The following is a 20,123-nucleotide window of genomic DNA, read 5'->3' on the forward strand; positions in this document are numbered from 1 at the left end:
TGCGAAAGTGGAGAAAGTTCGAGGGGGCCGTCAGGCGCGGGACGGCTGCACCATGGCTGCGCGGGCCTCGGCGGCACGCTCGCGGTAGTTCGCGACAAAGCCGTTCTCTTCCGGCTGGGTCAGGTCGGCACCGGTCTGCGATGCGGCGATCAGCTCGCGGGCGAAGTCGCTCAGCTCGACGCCCGAGCAGACGCCGCAGATGCCGGAGTCCTGGCCAGCAGGCAGGAGGCGGCCACAGCCGTCTGTGGCGCAGTCGGCGTACTTGCGCCACTGGCGCTTGCGCTCGGGCCGCTTGCGGTCGAGGCGGTCCTCGATCAGCTTCGAGGCGCTGTAGACCTTCGGGGGAAGCCCCTGCGTCACCGCGTCAGTGATCTCGGCGATGGTCGCGCCACGGTCAAGCCAGTCAGCGAGGGACGGGACGAGCTTGCCGACCTGGCGCTCGTTGAGCTTGAGGCGAGGGTCGATCGCAGCGAAGCGCCGAAGGAGGCGGGCGGCCTCGGTCTCCTGCTTGCTGTCTTTCTGTCTCTCGCCCTCCCTCTCCTTGTCGGCGTCCAGCTCGGACGGCGCAGGCTCGGCCTCGGCGGGAGGGTTGGGAGGGTTCTTTCTCCCGTACTTAGAAGAGTCCTTTTCCCCGTTAGGGGACGTGCCCGCCTTGCTGGTGGCCGAAGGGCTGGTGACCGGGCGTGTGGGAACCGGGGAAGAGGCCAGGTTCGGCAGCTCGTACACGTCCACAGACGAGACGATCTGGTTCGACTCGTCGTCGCGGGCGGTCTTCGTCACCCAGTAGCCGAAGTCGCGCAGCTCAGTGACGGCCTTGGCCACCGCGGATCGGCCCTGCGGGTAGTTGTCCGAGAGAGTCCGGACGTTCTCTTTGACCCCGCTGGGCAGGGAGAGGACGAGAGCGAGGATGCCGCGCGCCGTGTGGCTGATGCGCGGGTCCTGTATCGCCTTGTTGGCGATGATCACGAAGTCCCGCTCATGCGTCGGGATACGATGGATCTGCATTGGGAGTGGAAGCTCCTGGTGCCGGACCCCGGGGTGTTAGCGCACCGCCGGGGTCACCTGTTTGTTGCGCCTGACCAGGCAGTTTCGTAAACCTGGCACTCGGCGGATCAGCTTCGCTGTCGGGTTCAGCTTGACATGATCACTAGTCGTTGGTCAATCTTTACTCGAACAAGACAGGTTCGGGGTCATCCTGGGGGATGAGCGCGGACAGCGCAGACCAACACCCAAGGTGGATACATGCCCGCGTCGAAGATCGTCAATGAGCAGGAAGTCATCCAGTGGTTCAAGGACGGCTTGACCTATCCCGAGATGCAGAAGCTCTACCTGGACAAGTACGGGATCGTGACGACCGCCCCCATGTGGTCTTCCTTCCGGCGCCGAAGGGGTCTCGACCGGCGGAACCTAAGGGCTGACGACCTGCTGCCCTGGAGGATGAAGGAAGAGCATAGGCACCAATATCCGCCCATCATGCTCCGAATCGAGGCCCGGCTGCGCGAGGAGGATGCGGCCCTGGAACGGGGTGAGGAGCCTAGGCGCCCCGTAAGTGACCGGGACAAGAAGCGCCTGGAGTCCTGGAAGAAGGGCCTCAAGGCGGACGGGCAAGACCTCGTCGTCCACTATGACCCCGACACCGAAGAGGGGTTCTTCCTGGTGCCGCGCAGGCCCGAAGACTCCGACCTCATCCGTAACCCCCCTCGCAAAACCGGCAACCAGGCTCGGGACTGAGCCTACACCCGAACACTCGAACGTGCATTCGAACACCGGGCGGCCCTCCCCACACAGAAGGGTTGCCCTACCCCCGTCGGATCTCGGCGGGGGTTTTCTCGTTCTCAAGTCGTATGCGCCCCTGACCTGCGCATGAGTAGTGTGTGTTCATCTGACGTTCACCATTCGCGCACAAGCGGAGCCTGCCACTCCAGCCCGCACACCTGTCGCGATCATCGGTTGACACAGCGTGCATCGGCCACGTAGAAACAAGCCAGCAAGTTCAATGTTTACACCTGGGGGGTCGAGCCTTGCCGCTGATCTTGAGCGAGCCGGTCGCGGATGAAGGGCCGACGAAGTACGGCGACACGAAGTGCATGTTCGTGCGGGACAAGGAAGACGTTCCGCATGAGGGAGGACTCCCCGACCTGTACGCCCTGGCCGTCAACGAAGACGGCACTCACGCAAGGACCGATAGCGTGCTCAGCGGTATCAAATCGAACCTTCCGCCCGGCGTTGAGCTGGTGGGAGACCCGACAGCCTGGGACTGCGCGCTGATCGTTCACCCGAACACCCCTGCCTCACAGATGGTCGAGGTTTACACCGCATTGCGCGGTGCGGACCTGGAGCCCATGAGCGAAGACGAGCACGAGCCAGAGCTGCTCGACGACGGCAGGGTCCGCATCTGGCTGGTGCCCACCGAACCGGGAGACCCCTTCGACGAGGACCTCTCTCCCGCCCGAGACCTGGAGATCGCCGCTTGAGAATCGTCGACCTGACGCCGGCACCGACAGTCCCGCGCGACGGCTGGGACCGGCCGCTCGTCATCCCCAAGCAGGGCGGCAAGCCCGTCCCGCTCACCCGCACGACGACATACATCGACTGCATCGAAGACAAGACCGCCCTGTCCGGCTGGAAGTCGCGGATGACCCTGGTGGGGGCAGCGAAGCGCCCGTCCCTGCTGGACGTGGTCAGGCAGCTCGACCCCGAGAACCCCGACGACAAGCGCAGGCTTAACACCCTCGCCGATCAGGCCATGGACATCTCCGGGGCGAACGCCAAGCGGGAGAAGGGCACGCACCTTCACACCCTGTCGGAGCACGTAGACCGCGGCGAGCCGCTGCCCGCCGGCACCGCCATACGCGACCAGCTCGACATGGCCGCCTACATGGGCGCAACCGTCGAGTTCGATGTGAAGGCGGTAGAGGAGTTCGTCGTCGTGCCCGAGCTGGGCACCGGCGGAACGTTCGACCGGCTTCTCGAATACGCGGGGCCGGGCCCGGACGGCGAGCCGGTCGAGGGCCGCTTCATCGGCGACCTGAAGACGGGCAGCGTCCAGTATGGCGGCCTCAAGATGGCGACACAGCTTGCCGTCTACTCACGCGGCGAGCTGTACGACTACAGCCGCTTCCCCGTGGACCCCGCAGACAAGAAGGCGTTCGCCGCCTGGAAGAAGCGGGAGGTGCCGGCGGACGAAGCCGCGCAGGCGTACAACGCCCTTCCCGACGTGTCGCAGAAGTGGGGCATCATCATCAACCTGCCTGCGGGTTCGGCCGAGTGCACCCTGTACTGGGTGGACCTCGAAGTCGGCTGGGCTGCGGCCAAGCTCGCCCGCGAGATCCGCGCCATGCGCAGCACGAAGGGCGCGATGCGCCCGTGGGTGACCGGCCTCACAAATTCGAGAGTCGCCTAATCGCCGGCGCGAGTGTTAAGTTTGACCCAGAACCGAGGGAGTGAAGTGAAGGCAGATCAGGCAGAACTCGTAACGTCCTTCCCGGACGGATCGATCGGCATCACCATCAAATATGGCAAAAGCTACGAAGACACATGGGCAGTCTTCCGTGGCTCCGTGAGGCAGGTCCGCGAGCTGCTCTGCGACTACTTCGGGTTCGAGTGTAAAGATGTAACAAATCTCTCGCTGAGCGACCTCGTTGTCAACGCAACGACCCTCGCCCACGGCAAGGGAAACATCGCCTCGATCCTCGACGCCCGGATCATCCCGGACGACACCGCAGGCGCGGCGCCCGCAGACGATCCCTGGGCGGCTGCCTCGGTCGCCCCGTCACACCCCGAGACCGGCAGCGGCTCCGCCTGGATTCTCGGCGAGATCGAGAAGCAGACCAGCGTGGCCGACCTGCAAAAGCTGTGGGCGGCGAACCAGACCCACTTCGCTGACCCCACCGTGATGACCGCCTACAAGGCCCGCGGCCGGGCCCTGAAGACCGGCTGAGCCTCGATGCCCGTCATCGTCCTCTGCCTCGTCCTGGCCCTGTCCGCGCTGGGCGCGGTCGTCACCCCCCGGCTCTCCGAGCCCACCCCCTATTACCGAACTGAAGGAGACACCGAGTGCCCCTGAACCTCGTCGAGATCGCGACCGCTGGCGGCGGCTGGCTCAAGCCGAATGATGTGAAGGACGCCCCCGCCCTGCTGATCGAGGTCAACTCCTACGAGGCCCAGCGCCCCACCCCGAACGGGCCGAAGGACTCGGCCCTGTGCGACGTGACTGTCTTCAAGGACCGCGCCGCCCTCGACGCCATGAGCCCCGAGATCAACAAGGGGATGCGCATCGAGCAGACCCTCCTCGCCCGCGACCTCGCTGCGCTCGTGGGCAGCGCGACCATCGTCACCCTCGCCCAGATTCCGCCCAAGCGGCCGGGCGCGTACCCGGCATGGGTCTGGCGTCCCGTCGCCGACGCGAACACCCGCCAGGCGGTCATCAACTACGCCGATCAGCGCGAGGCCGCCGTCGAGGCCGCCGTCGCCGAGGCCCCGTCCTTCGACTGATCCACGCGACGAGCTGGGGGCCGGTCGCGTGGCTGGCCCCCGCTCTCGCGGGTCTGGAGGACCCGTGAACCGTCCCTCCTGGGACTGCTGGGCGATGGGCATCGCTCAGGCCGTGGCCACACGTGCGGACTGCACGAGAGCCCAGGTCGGAGCTGTCGTCCTCTACGCCAACAAGCGCGACATGTCGCCGGGCTACAACGGCTTGCCGGCGGGCGTGCCCGGCTGCGCGACGGCAGGCAACTGCCCTCGTGGCCGCCTGTCCGTCGAAGACTGTGCGCGTGACTCGGACTATGCGAACTGCGCCGCGAGCCACGCGGAGAGGAACGCGATCGAGCGCGCGGACCCGAAGGAGCTTCCCGGCTCCACCTTGTACGTCACCCGCAAGCCGTGCCCGGCCTGCCTGACCTTGATCGAGGCGGTTGGTATCCGCCGCGTCGTCTACCGAGAGGAGATACCCAGTGCTGACCCCCGCTAGGTCGCTGTCCCTGCACGCCGAGTCCGGCAAGGAACTGCCGCGCGTCGAGGCGTTCGAGGCCCTGTACGGCATGGGATGCCGCCCGCGTCATGGCGAGGTGGTCATGATCGCGGGCAGGAGCGGCACGCAGAAGAGCGGCTTCGCCCTGTACTGGACGGCACAGATGGGCCTGCCGACCCTGTACTTCTCCGCCGACATGTCGGCCTTCACCGCGAGCAGCCGCCTGGCGTCCATGATGACCGGCGACACAACCGAGATGGTCGAAGCGGGCATGGGTGCCGGCGGCCGTCACCGCGTCGAGTACCTCAACGCCCTGTCGGGCCTGCCGTTCACCTTCTCGTTCGGCTCGCCGATCACGTGGCAGGCGATCGACGAGGAACTCGAAGCCTGGGTCGAGCTGTGGGACAACTACCCCGCCGTCTTCGTCTTCGACAATCTGATGGACTTCCAAAACGCCGAGTCGGACTACACCGAGCAGATGGCCGTGATGAGCGGCCTGACCGAACTGGCCCGCGCGACCGGCGCGACCGTCATCGTCCTGCACCACGCCTCCGACAAATCGTGGGAGGCCAAGTCCGACCCATGGGCACCGCCTTCCCGCGATCAAGTCAAGGGCGGGTTGTCAGAGAAACCGGAGCTGAGCCTCTCCGTGGCGCTGGACCCGAACTCGCACGAGTACCGGGTCGCAGTGATCAAACAAAGGATGGGGCCCTGTGACCCCACAGCCAGGCGCTACGCGTCGATGCGCTGCCACCCCGAGGTAACGCGGTTCTCGAAGCTCGAACGCCTCGCCCCGGTAGCCCCGCCGGCACAGCCCTGGTCCCCGACCGCCATCCTTCAGAAGCAGGGAGTGTAAAGATTGACCACGATCGCTGAACGGAACCGCGCCAACCGGCGCAAGGGTGCCGCCTGGGAGACGGAACTCCTCGCTGGCCTGCGGTCTGTGGGCGAGGACGTCGAGCGGCTGCGGCTGACCGGCGCCGAGGACGAAGGCGATCTCGTCATCCGCGAGGACGGCGGTCTGTTCACGGTCATCGAGACGAAGAACGCCCGCTTCGAGCCGGGCCCCTTCCTCGACGAGGCCGAGCGCGAGCGCCTCAACTTCGCCAAGCACCGAGACATCGACCCGGCCCGCGTGGAGTCGCTCGTCATCGTCAAGCGCCGGGGCAAGAACTGGCGCCACGCCTTCGTACTGACCACGGTCGAGAACTACTTCGGACTGGACACCGCGTGATCACGGTGACGTTCGAGGAAGAGGCCGAACGCGACCGGCTCATCGTCGAGTTGGGCCGGTTCGACCTGAGCACGGCCACCAGCCAGGGCCTCGACGAACTCGGATACGACGACGACAAGGGTTGGTTCGTCGGCAGGCGGGTGCCGTGAGGTTCGGCCGTGTCGACAGCGACGACCAGGACCAGGAGAAGCCGACCCTCGAATCGGTGCTCTACCACTACGGCGTCGACTTCAACGACCAGCGCGCCACGGGCATGGCCCCGTGCCCGTTCCACGACGACCAGACCCCGTCCTTCTCCTGGAACACCGACCGGCAGCTCTGGAAGTGCCACTCGTGCAGCAGGGGCGGCGACTCATTCACTTTGATCATAGAAAAGGAAGGCACAGACTTTGTCGGAGCGCGAGCCCTTGCGGCCTCTCTCTCCCTCGCAACGCGAGATGCTGGAGGAAGCGACCGCGACCTATCAGGCAGCGCTTACGGCGGACGCCGCAAGGTATCTCCTCGGCCGGGGAATCGGCCGCGAGGAGGCGGCTACGTACCGGCTTGGCGTCGTGGGTGACCACCCGTTCCCCGGCCACGAGAAGTACAGGGGAATGCTCTCCATCCCCTACCTCGACCGCAACGACGCCCCGCTGACCATCCGGTTCCGCTGCCTGCAAGACCACGACCACCGCACCTTCGGCCACGGCAAGTACAACACCATCAAGGACGACCCGCCGCGCATGTACGGCGTCGGCTCCGTCCACAAGGCCGACAGCGTGATCGAGGTGACCGAGGGCGAACTCGACCGGATCATCCTGGAGAAGCTCGGCCTCCACGCGGTCGCCATCCCCGGCGCCTCCATCTGGCAGGGACGCCACAGGCGGATGCTCGCGGGCTTCAACAGGGTCCGGATCTGGGGTGATCCCGACGATGCCGGCGCCGAGTTCACCGCCCGCATCTGCCGGGCCCTGCGTTCCGCGAAAGGGATGCGGCTGCGGGCCGGAGACGTGACCGAGACCTACGTGCAGGAGGGGGCCGAAGCCCTGCTCGGCCTGATCAAGGAGGACGAACAGTGACCCAGACCACCGCGAAGAAGACCGCTCCTCGCAAGACGCCGGCACGAACGGCCGACCCGCTGGCTGCCGTCCTGGCCGAGGTGCAGGCAGCCGCGAAGACCGTGGGCCCGATGCCCGCCCATCTCGTCGGCGGCGTGCATCCGGACCGGGGAATCGACGCCTACCGAAGGCGCGGCGAGGAGTGGGCCATCATCAACGCCGACCGGGGGGAGGTCGGGGTGCTGGGCGTCGATGGCCTGGCGATCGAGGTTGCCTTCGCGGCCTTCGGTGGGCGCACGCCTGAAGAGATCCGCGGTGGCCTTGTCCGCCTGGGCTCGCTCGCCGTGGCCGCTGTCGCGCAGATCGACCGGGAGGGCAAGTGACGGCCACCGCGATGAGTGCCGAGCACTACCGCCAGGCCGCCGCAGAGCTGGACGCGTGGGAGCCGAAGGACCCGTGGGGAGTCGACTTCTACACGGGGCTCGGGGTGGACGAGGCCGTCAAGATCCTGCGCGCACGAGCTGACGAGCTGGAAGGGGGCACCGAGTGAGCGAGGCCCTGCCGGGAGCTCCTGGCCCGACCCTCACCCGCCTGTATGAGGAGCTGGAGCCCGACGTGCGCGAGACGGTTCTCGTCCGACTGCTGGACGGCTCCTCGGCCGAGCGCCTCGCCCTGGTCCTGCGGCGGCACGGGCACACCGTGAGCGCATCCACCATCCGCACGTACCGCCGATCTCTTCGCGATGGAGTGTAAAGTTTGAACAAGACTGAGCTGCTGAACGACCTTCTCGCGACACCGACCGCACCGGCCATCGCCGGACGCCAGACGGACCCCGACAAGGACTTCACCCGTCAGATAGAGGTGTCGGGAGACGCGGCCGAGGTGACCGTCCGGGGCCCCGAGGGCATCGACCCGGAGTCGACGGCGGCCGACCTGCTCCGCGCTCACCAGCTCGATCCTGCCGAGTGGGAGGTCACCGGCTTCCGGTCGAGCGAGTGGACCATGGCCAACGGTGAGCCGGGGGTCTCCGCCCGCTTCTCCTTCGGCCGCCGCAAGGTGCCGGCCGTAGTCGAGCGGCCGAACATCGACGAGCTTCTCGCCCTCTTCGACCAGGCGCCCGGTTTCGTTCAGGGCGGTGAGAAGGGCGAGTTCGCCTTCATCGTCGCCTTGGGTGACATGCAGTTCGGCAAGATCGACGGCGACGGCTACGCGGGAACGCTCACGCGGGCGATGCACTGCATCGACCAGGCAGTCGATCGCCTCGCCGAGTATCAGGAGCGCTTCGACATCGAGCACGTCCACCTGGCGTGGCTCGGCGATCACGTCGAAGGTTTCGTCTCGCAGGGCGGCGCGAACGTGTGGCGGACTCAGCTCACGCTCACGGAACAGATCCGCCTCACCCGCCGGCTGATGGCACACGCGATCATCCGGTTCGCACCGATGGCAAGTCGCCTGACGGTCGTTGCCGTGCCCGGCAATCACGGCGAGGCAGTGAGGCCGGGCGGAAAGGGAACGACCCGCTACGACGACAGCCACGACACGGACGCCCTGATCTCGGTGAGCGAGGCCCTGGCGCTGGCAGGCGAGGAGTTCGCCCACGTCGAGGTGTACGTCCCGGACACGGACGAACTGACCGTCGTCGTCGAGTGCTCGGGAACAGTCGTCGCGCACGCCCACGGCCACCAGTGGCGGCCCGGCAAGCACTTCGAGTGGTGGCGCGGCCAGGCGTTCGACAAGACATCGGCGATGCACCAGGCCGACGTGCTGTTGGCCGGTCACCTGCACCACGAGTTCGTCGACACGGACGGCCCGAGGACGTTCATCCAGGTGCCGGCGATGGAGTCCGAGTCGACGTGGTGGCGACACCTGAAGGGCACGCGCGGGGCGCCGGGCCTGATGGTCATGGTCACGAAGGACGGGGCCGTGCCGGTCAAGGAAGTGATCCGGTGACGGCCCCGGCCGACTGGCGAGTCCTCGACCTGCCCGCCGTGGTGGCCCTCGCGGGCCGTGCCGCCCGTCGTATCGCGGACGGCTACGAGGACACGCTGACGATGGAGTACGAGGACGCCCGGCAAGAGGCGCTCATCATCCTGGCGACGAAGCCCGGCATGGTGAACGAGTGCCTGGCCGATCCCTCGCTCGGCCTCGGTGTGCTCTATCACCGCCTGGTCCTGGACCTGGTCGACCGGGTGAAGACGGAAGCCAAGCGGCGCATCCGCCACACCTCCTACGAGGCGGCCTGCGAGGCGGCCGAGCGGGGGCGCGTGTGAGCGGGTACGACCGGCGCCTCGTCGAGCACCTGCTTCCGGCCGTGTGGGACGTGGAAGCCGCGTACGGCATCCGCACCCCCACGGCCCCGGATGCGGACATGCCGAAGGGGACCGTCGACAAGAAGTCCGCGGGGACCTTGTTCGCCCACCTCGCCGACATCCGAACGGGCTGGACGACAGCTCCCCTGTCCCGCGTCGAGCGACGGGCCGTGTTCATGCGGTTCGCCCTCGACTGGGACGACAGGCGGATAGCGGCCCGCGAGACGGTCACCGACCGCGCCGTCCGGTACCGCCTCGAAAGGGCCGTGGGCAAGCTCGCGGCCCACCTCAATGGCACTGAATACGTGGACAGCTACGACGACTTGGAGTGTGCAGCGTGAGCGAGAACCCGACCGAGGGACCGGCAGCCGTCGAGCCTCCGCCCGGCATGGGGCCGAACGACTACGAGTTCTGGGACGACCAGACCCGCACCTACTACGAGCGCCAGGAGGACGGCTCGGTCGTCTCCCGCCCGTACAACGAGGACGAGAACCGCCAGATCGACGAAACGCAGAACCGGACTGCACTGGAGATTACGGTCACGGGCCTGTCTCTCCTTCTCGCCGGAGACGTCTCCACGAACGACAGCTACCTGACGCTGGCCCTCGACACCGAGGCGGAGGTGAAGGGCCAGGTCGACAAGCTGACGGCCCAGTCAACCTCGCAGGCCGAGATGCTGTCCGCCCTCGCCCGGCTCATCCTCTCCCGCCTCGACAGTCTCGGCATCGCGATCCAGTGACCAACACCCCCATCTCAAAGGAGACCCCCATCACCATCAGCACCACCCCCGCTGTGCCCTTCGGCCCCACCGGTCAGACCGTCTACGAGCGGACCTACAGCCGCACGAAGCCGGACGGCTCCCGCGAGACCTGGCCCGAGACCGTGCGCCGCGTCGCCGAGGGGAACCTCTCCCTCGTCTACGGTCCCGCCGAGGACTGGAGCGACGACGTACGGACCGAGCACGCCGAGCTGGTCACGGCCATGGACCGCTTCGCGATCCTGCCCGCAGGCCGCCACCTGTGGGCGAGCGGCGTCAAGGGCCGCCAGTACCTCTTCAACTGTCACGTCTCGGGCTGGGGCGACAAGCTCAGCCGGCACTTCGAGTTCAGCTTCATGAGGCTCATGGAGGGGGGCGGCGTCGGCGCGAACTACAGCTCCGAATATCTGGAGCCATACGGCGCACCCCGCCGGGCCCTGACCGTGCACATCGTGTGCGACCCGTCGCACCCCGACTACGAGGACATGACGGCCGCGGGCATCCTGTCCGACGCCTACGACTCCGACTGGGCCGGAGCCTTCGAAGTCGAGGACTCCCGCGAGGGCTGGGCCTCCGCGATGACGGACCTGATCGACACCTTCATGACCGATGACGAGGTGAAGCACGCCGACCGCGTCTATGACGTGTCGCGTGTTCGCGGTAAGGGCGCCCGCCTGAAGACCTTCGGCGGCGCCGCCAGCGGCCCGGCCCCGTTCGGCCGCATGATGCAGGAGATCGGCCGCGTCCTGTCGAACGTCTCCCGCCGCGAGTTCTGCTTCGGGTACTGCTCGGGGAGCCTGTGCTTCGACTGCACGAACACGCGGCACCTCAAGCCTACCGAGGCGATGGAGATCGACCACGCCATCGCCGAGTGCGTCGTCTCCGGAGGCAACCGGCGCTCGGCCCGCATGGCGATCTGCCACTGGGCAGACCCTTACATCGAGGACTTCCTCGACTGCAAGAAGGACCCGTCGCAGCACTGGACCACCAACATCAGTGTCGAGATCGACAATGACTTCGTCGAGTACCTCTCCGGGGAGCGGTTCGACGACTTCGGTCCTGGCGGCGCCGAGCTGGCCCGCCTCGTCCACCGCAAGGTCGTCGAGGGGATGCTCGCCAACGGTGAGCCCGGCTACTGGCACTCCGACCTGTCGAACGTCGGCGAGCCGAACGAGGTCATCGCCACGAACCCGTGCGGCGAGATCGCGCTCATGCCGTGGGAGAACTGCAACCTCGGGCACGTCAACCTCGACGCCTTTGTGATCGACGGACATGAGGCGTACGACGAGAACGGCCTGAAGCGGGCGCATGAGCTAATCGCCCGCTTTCTGGTCCGCGCAACGTACGGCGACGTGAACGACGCGGAACAAGCCGAGCGCCTTGCCGCACAGCGCCGCATTGGTGTGGGCCACATGGGCGTGCAGGGCTTCCTCGCCAAGCAGGGCATCCGTTACTCGGAAGCGCCGGCACACACCCGCTTCCGTCTCCTTCTCGGGCGGATGAAGCGCGCCGTACGTCAGGCCGCCCGCGACTACGCCTTCGAGCTGCGGATACCCGAGCCCGTCAAGGTCACCACCGTGGCGCCTACCGGCACCGTGGCGAAGCTCCCCGGAGTGACGGAGGGCATCCACCCCGTCTATGCCCGCACCTTCCTGCGGCGCGTCCGCTTCTCCGTCGCCGACCCGGCCCAGGCCGCGAGGGTCGCGGAGTTCAAGGCCGAGGGGTACGAGGTCGAGCCCTGTGTGTACGACGCCTCCGGGAACACGATGGTCGTCACCTTCCCCACGCTGGACAAGCTCGTCGCGGAGGTGGAGGCGCGCGGCTACCCGACTTCCCTGGTCGAGTCCGCCGACGAGCTGACCCTCGACAACATGCTCGCCTTCCAGGCCATGTACCAGGCGGAGTACGCGGACAACGCCGTGTCGTTTACCGCGAACGTGCCCGAGGGCCTGGACCTCGACGAGACAGCAGACGTAGTCGAGAAGTGGCTCCCCCACCTGAAGGGCACCACGATCATGGTTGACGGCACGCGACCGCAGGCACCTTACGAGCGGATCACCCGTGAAGAGTTCGACGCCTACGAGCTTTACCGAGTCGAGGACTCGACCGACGAGGAGTGCTCCACCGGCGCCTGTCCCGTGCGCTGAGGAGTGTCAGTGGGGACGTGCATGATGTCCACATGGATCGCGTGCACAAGATCACCAGCCTCGGCGGCGTCTGGAAGCCGGGCGATGTCGTCCTCACCGCCGATGGCGAACTCCGCATCCGCGCCACCAACAATCCGGTGTACCCCTGGGGCTACCCGGACGAGGGCAATCTTCGGAGCGAGTTCGGTGAGCCCCACTTCGAAGGTGCGCTGAGCGAAGAGAATGTCGCCCGCCCCCTGACGCTCCTCGTCCGTGACGGAGTTGCTGTCGGGGGGCGGCTCATCGAAGAGAGCGAACTGCCGTAAGTTCATGGCCAGTTGGGCTGCCGGGAGGGAGCCCATTTGGCGTTTCCGCAGGTAGGATGCCCTGTATGACGTTCAAGATGACGTGGGCGCTGGTCGCCGAGCACGTAGACGAGTGGACCGGCGACGACTTCACCGAGGCTGCATCGGTACTGGACCGGGAGGTCGGCGCCACAGTCTCGGCGAGCGGCATGAACGAGGGCGCGCAGACGCACTTCCGCGAGACGTTCCTCGCTCCGGTCCGTGACGGGATAGCAGGTGCCGGCAAGGAAGCGGTCGAGGCCGGACGCGGCTGGGACCGAGCGGCCGGTCCCCTGCTCGTTGTCCTCAGCCCGGCTGCCTGACGAAGCTAACGAACACTGCCCATGCCGCCGGGTCGACACCGACGATCGCCCGGTCGCGCCACTTCGTGTCCCTGACCACCACCTTGGCAGGGTCGTTGTCGGCTACCTCTACGCAGCTATCGGACCTGGTGTAAGTGCTGGTGCGCCAGTTCGGCTCGATCATGGTCTTACCCTCCTTGGGCGGTCGGCATCCGGTCGAAGTGCTGGAACGCGGCCCAAATGAGATCTCGGACCTCGCCTCCGTATACCGCGGACTGCTTGAGCAACGCGAAGGTCTTGGTATGAGTCTCGATCTCTCCGGGCTGGGTCACGGTCAGCTCTGCCGAGTACGTCTCTACGAGCACGAGCTTGTCGTCGAACATTGAGAATGCGTTGCCCGGCCAAATTTGCAGAGGCGCCGAGCGCGGAATGATCCCGACGCTTACGCGAGCCAGCCGGATCATCGTCAGCAGTCGGTCGAGCTGGCCCTTCATCACCTCCGGTCCGCCGAAGTTGGAGTAGAGAGCCTGCTCTCCGAGGATCACGTTGAACTTGCGGTCTCCTCGGTAGAGATACTGCTGCCGTTCGAGCCGCTTGGCCGTTGCAGCCTCGGCATCGTCAGGGATCTCGTAGAGGCTGACCACCTGCCGGAAGACGGCTTCCGCGTACTCGGGGGTCTGGAAGGTCCCCCATACGACGGTGGGCTGCCAGATACGAAAGAGCTTCGTCTTCCTGTAGACCTGTAGACCGGACTTCTGCCGGCCTTCCGCTCCCTCCTTGAGTAGGCGGCGCCACTCCATCCACATTTCGTCGATGTGACGGACGGTGGCGATCAGATCTGGGATGTGCCCTTGCTGATTGGTCGCCTCGCACCAGGCTCTGATGTCGTCATCGCTGACGTTCTGCTTGCCGTTCTCGATGCGGGAGACCTTTGACTCCTGCCAGGCGAGGACGCGAGCGAGTGCCCGGCCGCTCGCGAATCCGGCGTCCTTCCGGAATCCACGCAGCCGAGCACCCAGCACCTCGCGCGTTTCTTGTGCTTGTGTGCTCACTGATGGGTCAGGGCTTGTACTCGCGGTGAGGGATGGCCAGGGACCAGAGCAGGTCCCTGACGCGAACGCACTCAGCCACGACCGAGGGATCTTCGATCACCTCTGAGCCCAGAAAGCGGCCTTCGTCGTCGAAGTGCCCCACGGCCACACTTCGATCGTCGAACAGCCACCAATCGTTGCGCTCCACGGGGAAGGCCATCTTCTCGGGGAGCTGATTGCGAGGGAGCCAGCGAACTTCCTCGCCCGCTTCCTCATTTACGTGGGCGGTTTCGTACTCCCACTGGATGTACGGGCTGTGCGGCTGCCTTACGACGCGAACTCTTCGCATGGTCTTCCCAGAGCCAGTGACCCGGGTGACGAGGTCCGTCCACGGCTCCATGAACGAGTTGTCCACTTCGCCACGCTTCCAGCGCTCGAACGGGCCTCCTTCCCCGGGCACCGAATAGTCGTCCCTCAGCTCCAGGTGAAAGGCGTCATGCGTGAGGCGGTCAAAGAGCTGGTTGCGCTGGGCGCTGGTGATCAGCTCCACGTGGTCCCTCCAGTAGGGCGGTGATCGCGGCCTTGGGGACCTCGACCACGGTCTCGTAGTCAGGAATCTCCATCACTGCCAGGGCCTCGGGATCGGTGACCTCGCGACCTTGCACTACATACGTGCCCTCAGGCGTGAGGACCATGAGGGGGTCCTCCAGGCGCCTGAACTCCCCAGCAGGGAGCCCATCCTTCTCCAGGTGCTCGAACAGCTCGGTCGGTACCTCGACGGCCGTCTCGCCTTCCGGAATGGTGAGCTGTATCAGCAGGTCTTGCGCGAAGATCCTCCATCCCTGGACGAGGTACGTGTCACGGTCGGTGGCGTAGAGGGTTGGGCACTCGCCGCCCTGGGAGTTCTTACCAAGGAACCGTAGCTTCATGAGCTGACCCCTGTCGTCGGCCTTGCGTGAGTTTGCGCGACACCTCGATGTTCGGGCTGCCGTTCGACGCGGGTCAACCCGGTTCGCGCAAACTGGCGCAATTTTCTTGAGAGTTGACCGGCCGCCGCTCTACGTTCGCTCCGAACCGAGCAGCCAAGGAATCCGCACCTCATGCGGTACCGAGGGGAGATGCGTGGTGGTGTCCACCGTGACCGAAGAACCCGAGACCCCGGATATCGACGGCAGGCCGATCGACATCGAGGTGGTATCCGACAGCACCGACACGGCCCTGTTGATGCGGCAGGGAACCTCCACTCGCGTGGAGATCGACGCCGCCACGACCCGCATCATCGGCCACCTCAACATCCTGTTGGCCGAGGAACTCGGTGCCGATACTGACCCCGTCGTTCAGGAGCAGTTCAGCAAGGCGTACAACCTGCTGGAACTCACGCAGCGCCCCACGGCCGCAACGCCGGCATTCGGTGCCTTCAGCTACCTCCGCGAGGTTGCCACCGTGACTCGGCGCCTGCTGTGGATCTACGCCCAGGGCATCGGGGCCGATGTCGCGTGAGCCCGAAGGCCCAGCAGGTGGCTTACGTCCTAACCGTGCTGGCAGTGGGCGCCGCTCTGGTAGTGGCGATCCTCGCCGAGCCGAAGCCCGTCGCCCGCCACTCGGTTGGCGTCAGTGGGTCTTTCAGGCCCTGATGATCGCCACCTCGCTGCTCTGGGGCTGGGCCTTCTGGGCCGTCAACCGATGATCTTCCGCCCCCGAGTGCCCACCGCACGGCTCCCCCGCAAGTGCACATCCTCGGGGGCGGAGGCAGAACCCCACCGCGACCGGCAGTCCTCGTCGGACCGATCGAGGTGGGTTGGCAAGTGCAGGCACGACTCAACTCCAACAAGGAGGAGCATCATGAGCCCGATCCAGGCCAACCCGGCCGAGACCCAGGCCATGCCCCGCACCGCCCTGGTCAGCCTCGTGGCGGCCGTCGCGGAGGACCCGAAGGCGCTGGCCTCCAGCGTGAAGGCGTCCGTCCAGCGGTCCCAGGAGGACGCCAACAGCTGCATGATGGGCGGCTGGGTCTCCTAACCCCCCGCGATGCGCTGACGCGCTGACCCCCTTCAGTGCGCCCGGAGCGGTCTTCCGTTCCGGGCGCACGCCCCCTGGTCACTTCCAAAGGAGGCCCATCGTGCACTTCATGAACATCGGCCACACCTACGAGAACACCGCTCGCCTGATCCACGCCGTGACGGACGCGTACCCCGACGCCGAAGGACTCGACGCGGCGTACCGCGCAGCCATCTCGGACCCGAGCTTCCGCCCCATGCCGGTGGACGGTGAGGGCATCTCGATCACGTACGAGGACGGGCCCTGGGCGAAGTACTGCACCGCCAACGGCATCTTCGAACACATCTTCAAGGGCGCCGGCCCCACGGATGGACCGACACGTGAGGACTGGGACAACCAGGTCACCGCGGCCTTGGATCTCATCCAGGAGATCAGCCCCGACCTTCGCCGCATTGTCGACCTACTGATCACCGACCTCGTGATCCTCAACTCCGGCGTCGACGGGGGCGGCTCGGCCTCTCACGTCCCCGGACTCGTCGTCATGAGCCCCGGCCCGGAGTGGGACCTGCTCGACTACGCCATGTGCCTCGTGCACGAGGGCATGCACCTGAACCTCTTCGTGGGGGACAAGGTGTACGGCACCTTCAACCTCCCGTCCAGCGAACTCGAATCGGACGAGTACCGCGCCCTGTCGGCCGTGAAGATCGGCCAGCGCCGTCCGCTCGACAAGGCGTTCCACGCCGCCGTGGTGACGGTCCCCCTGATGTTCATGCAGAACCATCAGGGCGTGACCATGCTGGTCGACCTCTACACCGAGTCGCTCCGGGACGCCTGCCAAGACCTGAAGAAGCAGCGCCGGCACTTCAACGAGTACGGACAGATGCTTCTCGACGAGCTGTGCGAGTTCGGCGAGCGCATCGACTTCGACCTCGTAGCCCGCGCGATCTCCAGTCCGGAGTACGCGGGCTACCGGCCCAGCATCGCCGCCTGACGGGCTACGGCTCGAAGACGATCCCCGCCTCCCGCGCAAGGCTCAGGGCCAGCTCCATCGACCCTGGGCCTTGAACGGTTGCCCCCTTCAAACTCGCTGCGCCGCCAACGTCAATGAGGGTGCTGTTCTCGAAACGAACAGCGCCCATCTGCACATTGGCGAATTGCGTTCCGGTCATGTCGCAATTCTCGAACCGCACATTGTGCATGTGGGCCGACTGAAAGTCCGCGCCGACCATCTTGCAGTCGCTGAATACGACGCTGAACAGCTTCATGTGCCGGAACATCGCAGGAGCAATCACGCATCCCTCAATTCGCACGTCCCGGAACGTCCCCGACTTCCATGACGAGCCCGTGATCCGGCTGCCGCTTACGGTGCAGCGGATCAAGGACACGTCCTGCGCGGTCACCTCGGCGAAGTCGCAAGTTGTGAACTGCGAGTCGCTGAACTGGCTTCTGGTCAGGCGAGTTCCCGTGAAGCGGGAGTTCTCGAAGACGCTCCCCTCAGCCTCAAGAGCCTCCACCTCCAAGCCGATGAAGCGCGTACCGTCGTAGCGCACCCCCTTGATGATCGCGTCATCCTCAAGGTTATCCCTGGGCATATCTGCCGACCGAAGCGAGAGCGCCAGTTTCGGAGCCGTGGGATTCTTAATCCGTACGATCCTGCTGCCTTGCCGAGCGACCTGAGCCATCCTGGGCGAATCCATTCTCGGGTTCTGGTGGAGTGGCTACGAGTCTAGGGCCAATTCATCTCGGACGATGCATGGTTGAGCTACACGAACGGATGACCACTGCGGAATTATTCGCGCGCTTCCGTGACCGCATCTACGACCTGCTCGATTGCCAAGCTGGATACCGCATCGGCGTTAGGGCAGCGTTCTGGGCGCTGTTCGGCCAAGACCTCGCCAGTCTCCGTGTCCGTGACGACGGTGCTCACGACCGGCTGCACCGCGGCTTCTGCGCTGAGGGGTGCCTCGATCGTGGTCGTGACCGTGAGGTCCGCCATCATCGGCGCCTCGATCTTGAGCGACATGCGGCTGGCGCTCTGTACGGGCCCGCTCACTACGGCCTCGCCGGGAGACGCAGCGCGGAGCCACTCAGTGAAGACGTCTGCCGCGTCGACCACCTTCTCCAGCGCGGGCGGGAGGACGGTCTTCAGCCCAGCCCCTTCGTCTTCTTCATACAGACTCTTGCCGGTGGTCGGGTAGTACCCCTCGCCTGCGGGAGAGGCGCTGCCTGACGGGCTTTGGGTGCCCTTGCCAGCCTTCTTCTCCTTCTTGGCGGCCTTCTCGTCCTTGACCTTCCCGCTCTTCGCCTTCTCCGTGCCGGCGGGCTCGTCCTCCGCATTCTCCGGGCCCGACGCCGCCCCCTCGGGCTTCACGCCCTGGGCGGCCCCGCCGCTCGACGCCGCGACGCTGCCAGATTCGGCACGCCCCGCCTTCGCATAGACGGGGCCATCCGGAACAACGACCTTCTCGGTGTGGACATGCGCCGTGCCGTCTGGGTGGACGTGGATTACGGCTCCGTCGCCATAGGCGAGCGCGTACGCATCCGCAGCCGACAGTCCGCGTCGCTGCGCCTCACGGATCACCGCCTTGCGCTGCTCCTCCGTTAGCGGGACGCCTGCGATGCCGCCTCCGCCGTCGAGGTACGTCGGGTAGTAACCCGCCTCCGGGGCGGCCTTGAAGGCGTCGTTGACCTCCGTGCCGTGCGGCTTCTCCTTGGGCTTCGGAGCGGGCTCCCGATCTTGCAGGCTGATCCTCATGGTGAGGCACGTGAACGTGACGCCCGCGAGGACACACCACGTTGCGATTGCGAGCTTCCGATCGGACCTACCCCGGACGGGTATGGCAAGGAGCTTCCCAATGGGATGAGTGCTGATCTCATCCTTCGACGCCTCGTCGCGTCGGTTCATGGGCGGACCCCCCTTTAACGGAATCTTTACTTCCGGAAATCCAATCATGTGTTCGAAGATCGATTTATGCCCTAATCGTTTAGGATGCACCTAAATCTGTGAAGTGGGCCACACGCCCGTGACCTACTACCGAGTATCCGTGTCCGCTTATCGGACGCACCTACCAATCGTCAAGGGTCGATGGTCCCTAGGTTCGATTGCCTGTGCGGCGTGAAATGATCGCCTGACGAGATACCCCTTTACGGCAGGAGTCCGGACGCATGGCAGAGCGCAAGCCGATCGAATCCTGGCTCACCGACATGGACGGCGTGCTCATGCACGAGGGCGTGCCCATCCCCGGCGCAGACGCCTTCCTGAAGAAGCTCCGCGAGTCCGGTAAGCCCTTCCTGGTTCTGACCAATAACTCGATCTACACCGCGCGGGACCTCCACGCCCGACTGACGCGCATCGGCCTGGAAGTGCCGGTCGAGAACATCTGGACATCCGCCCTCGCGACGGCGCGATTCCTGGACAACCAGGCCCCCGGCGGAACCGCGTACGTCATCGGCGAGGCCGGGTTGACCACAGCCCTGCACGACATCGGTTACATCCTCACTGACCACGAGCCCGACTTCGTGATCTTGGGCGAAACGCGAACCTACTCCTTCGAGGCGATGACGAAGGCCGTCCGCCTGATCAACAACGGGGCTCGGTTCATCGCCACGAACCCTGACGAGACCGGCCCGTCCGCCGAGGGTGCGCTTCCGGCCACGGGTGCGGTGGCCGCGCTCATCACGAAGGCGACCGGCAAGAAGCCGTACTTCGTTGGCAAGCCCAACCCGCTGATGATGCGGACCGGCCTGAACGCGATCGGCGCGCACTCGGAGACGAGCGCGATGATCGGCGACCGGATGGACACGGACGTTCTCGCCGGACTGGAAGCCGGCATGGAGACCTTCCTCGTTCTCACAGGGCTGACGGGGCGGAAGGACATCGACCGCTACCCGTACCGACCTACCACTGTCGTCGACTCGATCGCGGATCTCGTCGACCGCATCTGATCTTCCCGGTAGATACAGAGAAGGCCCTCCCGGTACCTTGGGAGGGCCTTCCGTGTTCGTGACTCGCTGGT

32 protein-coding genes are annotated in these 20,123 nt (G+C 66.0%); 25 read left to right on the plus strand and 7 right to left on the minus strand.

Annotation, left to right across the window (positions count from 1 at the left end):
- Positions 1–30 precede the first annotated feature (30 nt).
- The gene (locus tag ACLLJJ_RS12570) at positions 31–1,005 is read right to left on the minus strand and encodes a hypothetical protein (protein ID WP_434590001.1); all 975 of its coding nucleotides are present in this window, start codon (positions 1,003–1,005) and stop codon (positions 31–33) included.
- 237 nt (positions 1,006–1,242) lie between these two features.
- Between ACLLJJ_RS12570 and ACLLJJ_RS12575 the strand changes: the two genes are divergently transcribed.
- From ACLLJJ_RS12575 to ACLLJJ_RS12675, 21 genes are all read left to right on the plus strand, one after another.
- Positions 1,243–1,731: a hypothetical protein gene (locus ACLLJJ_RS12575; protein WP_269288058.1), complete on the plus strand. Its 489-nt coding sequence runs from the start codon at positions 1,243–1,245 to the stop codon at positions 1,729–1,731.
- Between the two features lie 290 nt (positions 1,732–2,021).
- Entirely contained in the window at positions 2,022–2,474 is a 453-nt protein-coding gene (locus ACLLJJ_RS12580) for a hypothetical protein (RefSeq protein ID WP_434590004.1), read from the plus strand.
- Positions 2,471–3,403 (plus strand): hypothetical protein, encoded by a 933-nt coding sequence (locus ACLLJJ_RS12585; protein ID WP_269288053.1) that lies wholly within the window; start codon positions 2,471–2,473, stop codon positions 3,401–3,403. The genes ACLLJJ_RS12580 and ACLLJJ_RS12585 overlap by 4 nt, the downstream gene beginning before the upstream one ends.
- A gap of 45 nt (positions 3,404–3,448) precedes the next feature.
- Entirely contained in the window at positions 3,449–3,940 is a 492-nt protein-coding gene (locus tag ACLLJJ_RS12590; protein ID WP_434590007.1) for a hypothetical protein, read from the plus strand.
- A 116-nt stretch (positions 3,941–4,056) separates the two neighbouring features.
- Complete coding sequence (locus ACLLJJ_RS12595) at positions 4,057–4,494, plus strand: hypothetical protein (RefSeq protein WP_267843458.1); 438 nt, start codon at positions 4,057–4,059, stop codon at positions 4,492–4,494.
- A 64-nt stretch (positions 4,495–4,558) separates the two neighbouring features.
- On the plus strand, positions 4,559–4,969 hold the full coding sequence (locus tag ACLLJJ_RS12600; protein ID WP_269288048.1) for a deoxycytidylate deaminase: 411 nt from the start codon (positions 4,559–4,561) through the stop codon (positions 4,967–4,969).
- Positions 4,953–5,825 carry an AAA family ATPase gene (locus tag ACLLJJ_RS12605; RefSeq protein ID WP_308296797.1) on the plus strand — a complete coding sequence of 291 codons (873 nt, stop codon included), beginning with the start codon at positions 4,953–4,955 and terminating at the stop codon, positions 5,823–5,825. Before ACLLJJ_RS12600 ends, ACLLJJ_RS12605 begins: the two co-directional genes overlap by 17 nt.
- A gap of 3 nt (positions 5,826–5,828) precedes the next feature.
- Positions 5,829–6,203: a hypothetical protein gene (locus ACLLJJ_RS12610; protein WP_269288424.1), complete on the plus strand. Its 375-nt coding sequence runs from the start codon at positions 5,829–5,831 to the stop codon at positions 6,201–6,203.
- On the plus strand, positions 6,200–6,352 hold the full coding sequence (locus ACLLJJ_RS12615; RefSeq protein WP_269288423.1) for a hypothetical protein: 153 nt from the start codon (positions 6,200–6,202) through the stop codon (positions 6,350–6,352). Before ACLLJJ_RS12610 ends, ACLLJJ_RS12615 begins: the two co-directional genes overlap by 4 nt.
- 56 nt (positions 6,353–6,408) lie before the next feature.
- Positions 6,409–6,762: a CHC2 zinc finger domain-containing protein gene (locus ACLLJJ_RS12620; RefSeq protein WP_267843770.1), complete on the plus strand. Its 354-nt coding sequence runs from the start codon at positions 6,409–6,411 to the stop codon at positions 6,760–6,762.
- A complete protein-coding gene (locus ACLLJJ_RS12625; RefSeq protein WP_434600390.1) occupies positions 6,644–7,261 on the plus strand; it encodes a toprim domain-containing protein in 618 nt (205 codons plus the stop codon). The genes ACLLJJ_RS12620 and ACLLJJ_RS12625 overlap by 119 nt, the downstream gene beginning before the upstream one ends.
- Positions 7,258–7,623, plus strand: coding sequence for a hypothetical protein (locus ACLLJJ_RS12630; RefSeq protein WP_269288421.1), 366 nt, complete (start codon positions 7,258–7,260; stop codon positions 7,621–7,623). Before ACLLJJ_RS12625 ends, ACLLJJ_RS12630 begins: the two co-directional genes overlap by 4 nt.
- Entirely contained in the window at positions 7,620–7,790 is a 171-nt protein-coding gene (locus ACLLJJ_RS12635) for a hypothetical protein (protein ID WP_269288420.1), read from the plus strand. Before ACLLJJ_RS12630 ends, ACLLJJ_RS12635 begins: the two co-directional genes overlap by 4 nt.
- Complete coding sequence (locus ACLLJJ_RS12640) at positions 7,787–7,993, plus strand: hypothetical protein (RefSeq protein ID WP_269288418.1); 207 nt, start codon at positions 7,787–7,789, stop codon at positions 7,991–7,993. Before ACLLJJ_RS12635 ends, ACLLJJ_RS12640 begins: the two co-directional genes overlap by 4 nt.
- A 3-nt stretch (positions 7,994–7,996) precedes the next feature.
- Positions 7,997–9,190 (plus strand): hypothetical protein, encoded by a 1,194-nt coding sequence (locus ACLLJJ_RS12645; protein WP_269288417.1) that lies wholly within the window; start codon positions 7,997–7,999, stop codon positions 9,188–9,190.
- Positions 9,187–9,510 (plus strand): hypothetical protein, encoded by a 324-nt coding sequence (locus tag ACLLJJ_RS12650; protein WP_267843753.1) that lies wholly within the window; start codon positions 9,187–9,189, stop codon positions 9,508–9,510. Before ACLLJJ_RS12645 ends, ACLLJJ_RS12650 begins: the two co-directional genes overlap by 4 nt.
- The gene (locus ACLLJJ_RS12655; RefSeq protein WP_215147589.1) at positions 9,507–9,890 is read left to right on the plus strand and encodes a sigma-70 region 4 domain-containing protein; all 384 of its coding nucleotides are present in this window, start codon (positions 9,507–9,509) and stop codon (positions 9,888–9,890) included. Before ACLLJJ_RS12650 ends, ACLLJJ_RS12655 begins: the two co-directional genes overlap by 4 nt.
- Complete coding sequence (locus tag ACLLJJ_RS12660; protein WP_269288416.1) at positions 9,887–10,288, plus strand: hypothetical protein; 402 nt, start codon at positions 9,887–9,889, stop codon at positions 10,286–10,288. The genes ACLLJJ_RS12655 and ACLLJJ_RS12660 overlap by 4 nt, the downstream gene beginning before the upstream one ends.
- On the plus strand, positions 10,285–12,453 hold the full coding sequence (nrdJ, locus tag ACLLJJ_RS12665; protein WP_434590016.1) for a ribonucleoside-triphosphate reductase, adenosylcobalamin-dependent: 2,169 nt from the start codon (positions 10,285–10,287) through the stop codon (positions 12,451–12,453). The genes ACLLJJ_RS12660 and nrdJ overlap by 4 nt, the downstream gene beginning before the upstream one ends.
- Positions 12,454–12,485: 32 nt before the next feature.
- Positions 12,486–12,758, plus strand: a complete 273-nt coding sequence (locus tag ACLLJJ_RS12670) for a hypothetical protein (protein WP_269288414.1) — start codon at positions 12,486–12,488, stop codon at positions 12,756–12,758.
- 65 nt (positions 12,759–12,823) lie between these two features.
- The gene (locus ACLLJJ_RS12675; protein ID WP_215147600.1) at positions 12,824–13,099 is read left to right on the plus strand and encodes a hypothetical protein; all 276 of its coding nucleotides are present in this window, start codon (positions 12,824–12,826) and stop codon (positions 13,097–13,099) included.
- On the opposite strand, the gene ACLLJJ_RS12680 is transcribed toward ACLLJJ_RS12675, so the two are convergent.
- The 4 genes from ACLLJJ_RS12680 to ACLLJJ_RS12695 are packed head-to-tail and all read right to left on the minus strand — an operon-like array spanning position 13,083 to position 15,038.
- A complete protein-coding gene (locus ACLLJJ_RS12680) occupies positions 13,083–13,262 on the minus strand; it encodes a DUF397 domain-containing protein (protein WP_269288413.1) in 180 nt (59 codons plus the stop codon). The two genes, ACLLJJ_RS12675 and ACLLJJ_RS12680, sit on opposite strands and share 17 nt — an antisense overlap.
- 4 nt (positions 13,263–13,266) lie before the next feature.
- Positions 13,267–14,130, minus strand: coding sequence for a helix-turn-helix domain-containing protein (locus tag ACLLJJ_RS12685; protein WP_269288411.1), 864 nt, complete (start codon positions 14,128–14,130; stop codon positions 13,267–13,269).
- A 7-nt stretch (positions 14,131–14,137) separates the two neighbouring features.
- A complete protein-coding gene (locus ACLLJJ_RS12690) occupies positions 14,138–14,659 on the minus strand; it encodes a DUF6879 family protein (RefSeq protein ID WP_269288410.1) in 522 nt (173 codons plus the stop codon).
- Entirely contained in the window at positions 14,619–15,038 is a 420-nt protein-coding gene (locus ACLLJJ_RS12695; protein WP_269288409.1) for a hypothetical protein, read from the minus strand. The genes ACLLJJ_RS12690 and ACLLJJ_RS12695 overlap by 41 nt, the downstream gene beginning before the upstream one ends.
- 208 nt (positions 15,039–15,246) lie before the next feature.
- Between ACLLJJ_RS12695 and ACLLJJ_RS12700 the strand changes: the two genes are divergently transcribed.
- The 3 genes from ACLLJJ_RS12700 (at position 15,247) to ACLLJJ_RS12710 (ending at position 17,098) form a co-directional block, all read left to right on the plus strand.
- Positions 15,247–15,609, plus strand: coding sequence for a hypothetical protein (locus ACLLJJ_RS12700; protein ID WP_434590021.1), 363 nt, complete (start codon positions 15,247–15,249; stop codon positions 15,607–15,609).
- 342 nt (positions 15,610–15,951) lie between these two features.
- Complete coding sequence (locus tag ACLLJJ_RS12705; protein WP_215147610.1) at positions 15,952–16,128, plus strand: hypothetical protein; 177 nt, start codon at positions 15,952–15,954, stop codon at positions 16,126–16,128.
- A gap of 109 nt (positions 16,129–16,237) precedes the next feature.
- A complete protein-coding gene (locus tag ACLLJJ_RS12710) occupies positions 16,238–17,098 on the plus strand; it encodes an aKG-HExxH-type peptide beta-hydroxylase (protein WP_434600391.1) in 861 nt (286 codons plus the stop codon).
- A 4-nt stretch (positions 17,099–17,102) separates the two neighbouring features.
- Here ACLLJJ_RS12710 and ACLLJJ_RS12715 read toward each other — a convergent pair whose 3' ends face one another.
- Positions 17,103–17,789, minus strand: coding sequence for a pentapeptide repeat-containing protein (locus tag ACLLJJ_RS12715; RefSeq protein WP_269288407.1), 687 nt, complete (start codon positions 17,787–17,789; stop codon positions 17,103–17,105).
- Positions 17,790–17,896: 107 nt separating this feature from the next.
- Positions 17,897–19,012, minus strand: a complete 1,116-nt coding sequence (locus ACLLJJ_RS12720; RefSeq protein ID WP_269288406.1) for a hypothetical protein — start codon at positions 19,010–19,012, stop codon at positions 17,897–17,899.
- A 260-nt stretch (positions 19,013–19,272) separates the two neighbouring features.
- Here ACLLJJ_RS12720 and ACLLJJ_RS12725 point away from each other — a divergent pair, with 260 nt between their 5' ends.
- Positions 19,273–20,052, plus strand: coding sequence for an HAD-IIA family hydrolase (locus ACLLJJ_RS12725; RefSeq protein ID WP_215147618.1), 780 nt, complete (start codon positions 19,273–19,275; stop codon positions 20,050–20,052).
- The last annotated feature ends 71 nt before the right edge of the window (positions 20,053–20,123 follow it).

Origin of the sequence: Streptomyces sp. A5-4, assembly GCF_051131715.1 — a bacterium.
GTDB lineage: Bacteria > Actinomycetota > Actinomycetes > Streptomycetales > Streptomycetaceae > Streptomyces.

Excerpts from the sequence above, each read along its gene's own strand:
- ACLLJJ_RS12575 (WP_269288058.1), top strand. The coding sequence starts at position 1,243 with ATGCCCGCGTCGAAGATCGTCAATGAGCAGGAAGTCATCCAGTGGTTC.
- ACLLJJ_RS12705 (WP_215147610.1), top strand. The coding sequence starts at position 15,952 with ATGAGCCCGATCCAGGCCAACCCGGCCGAGACCCAGGCCATGCCCCGC.
- ACLLJJ_RS12695 (WP_269288409.1), bottom strand. The coding sequence starts at position 15,038 with ATGAAGCTACGGTTCCTTGGTAAGAACTCCCAGGGCGGCGAGTGCCCA.
- ACLLJJ_RS12710 (WP_434600391.1), top strand. The coding sequence starts at position 16,238 with ATGAACATCGGCCACACCTACGAGAACACCGCTCGCCTGATCCACGCC.
- ACLLJJ_RS12715 (WP_269288407.1), bottom strand. The coding sequence starts at position 17,789 with ATGGCTCAGGTCGCTCGGCAAGGCAGCAGGATCGTACGGATTAAGAAT.
- ACLLJJ_RS12720 (WP_269288406.1), bottom strand. The coding sequence starts at position 19,012 with ATGAACCGACGCGACGAGGCGTCGAAGGATGAGATCAGCACTCATCCC.
- ACLLJJ_RS12680 (WP_269288413.1), bottom strand. The coding sequence starts at position 13,262 with ATGATCGAGCCGAACTGGCGCACCAGCACTTACACCAGGTCCGATAGC.
- ACLLJJ_RS12670 (WP_269288414.1), top strand. The coding sequence starts at position 12,486 with ATGGATCGCGTGCACAAGATCACCAGCCTCGGCGGCGTCTGGAAGCCG.
- ACLLJJ_RS12725 (WP_215147618.1), top strand. The coding sequence starts at position 19,273 with ATGGCAGAGCGCAAGCCGATCGAATCCTGGCTCACCGACATGGACGGC.
- ACLLJJ_RS12675 (WP_215147600.1), top strand. The coding sequence starts at position 12,824 with ATGACGTTCAAGATGACGTGGGCGCTGGTCGCCGAGCACGTAGACGAG.
- ACLLJJ_RS12570 (WP_434590001.1), bottom strand. The coding sequence starts at position 1,005 with ATGCAGATCCATCGTATCCCGACGCATGAGCGGGACTTCGTGATCATC.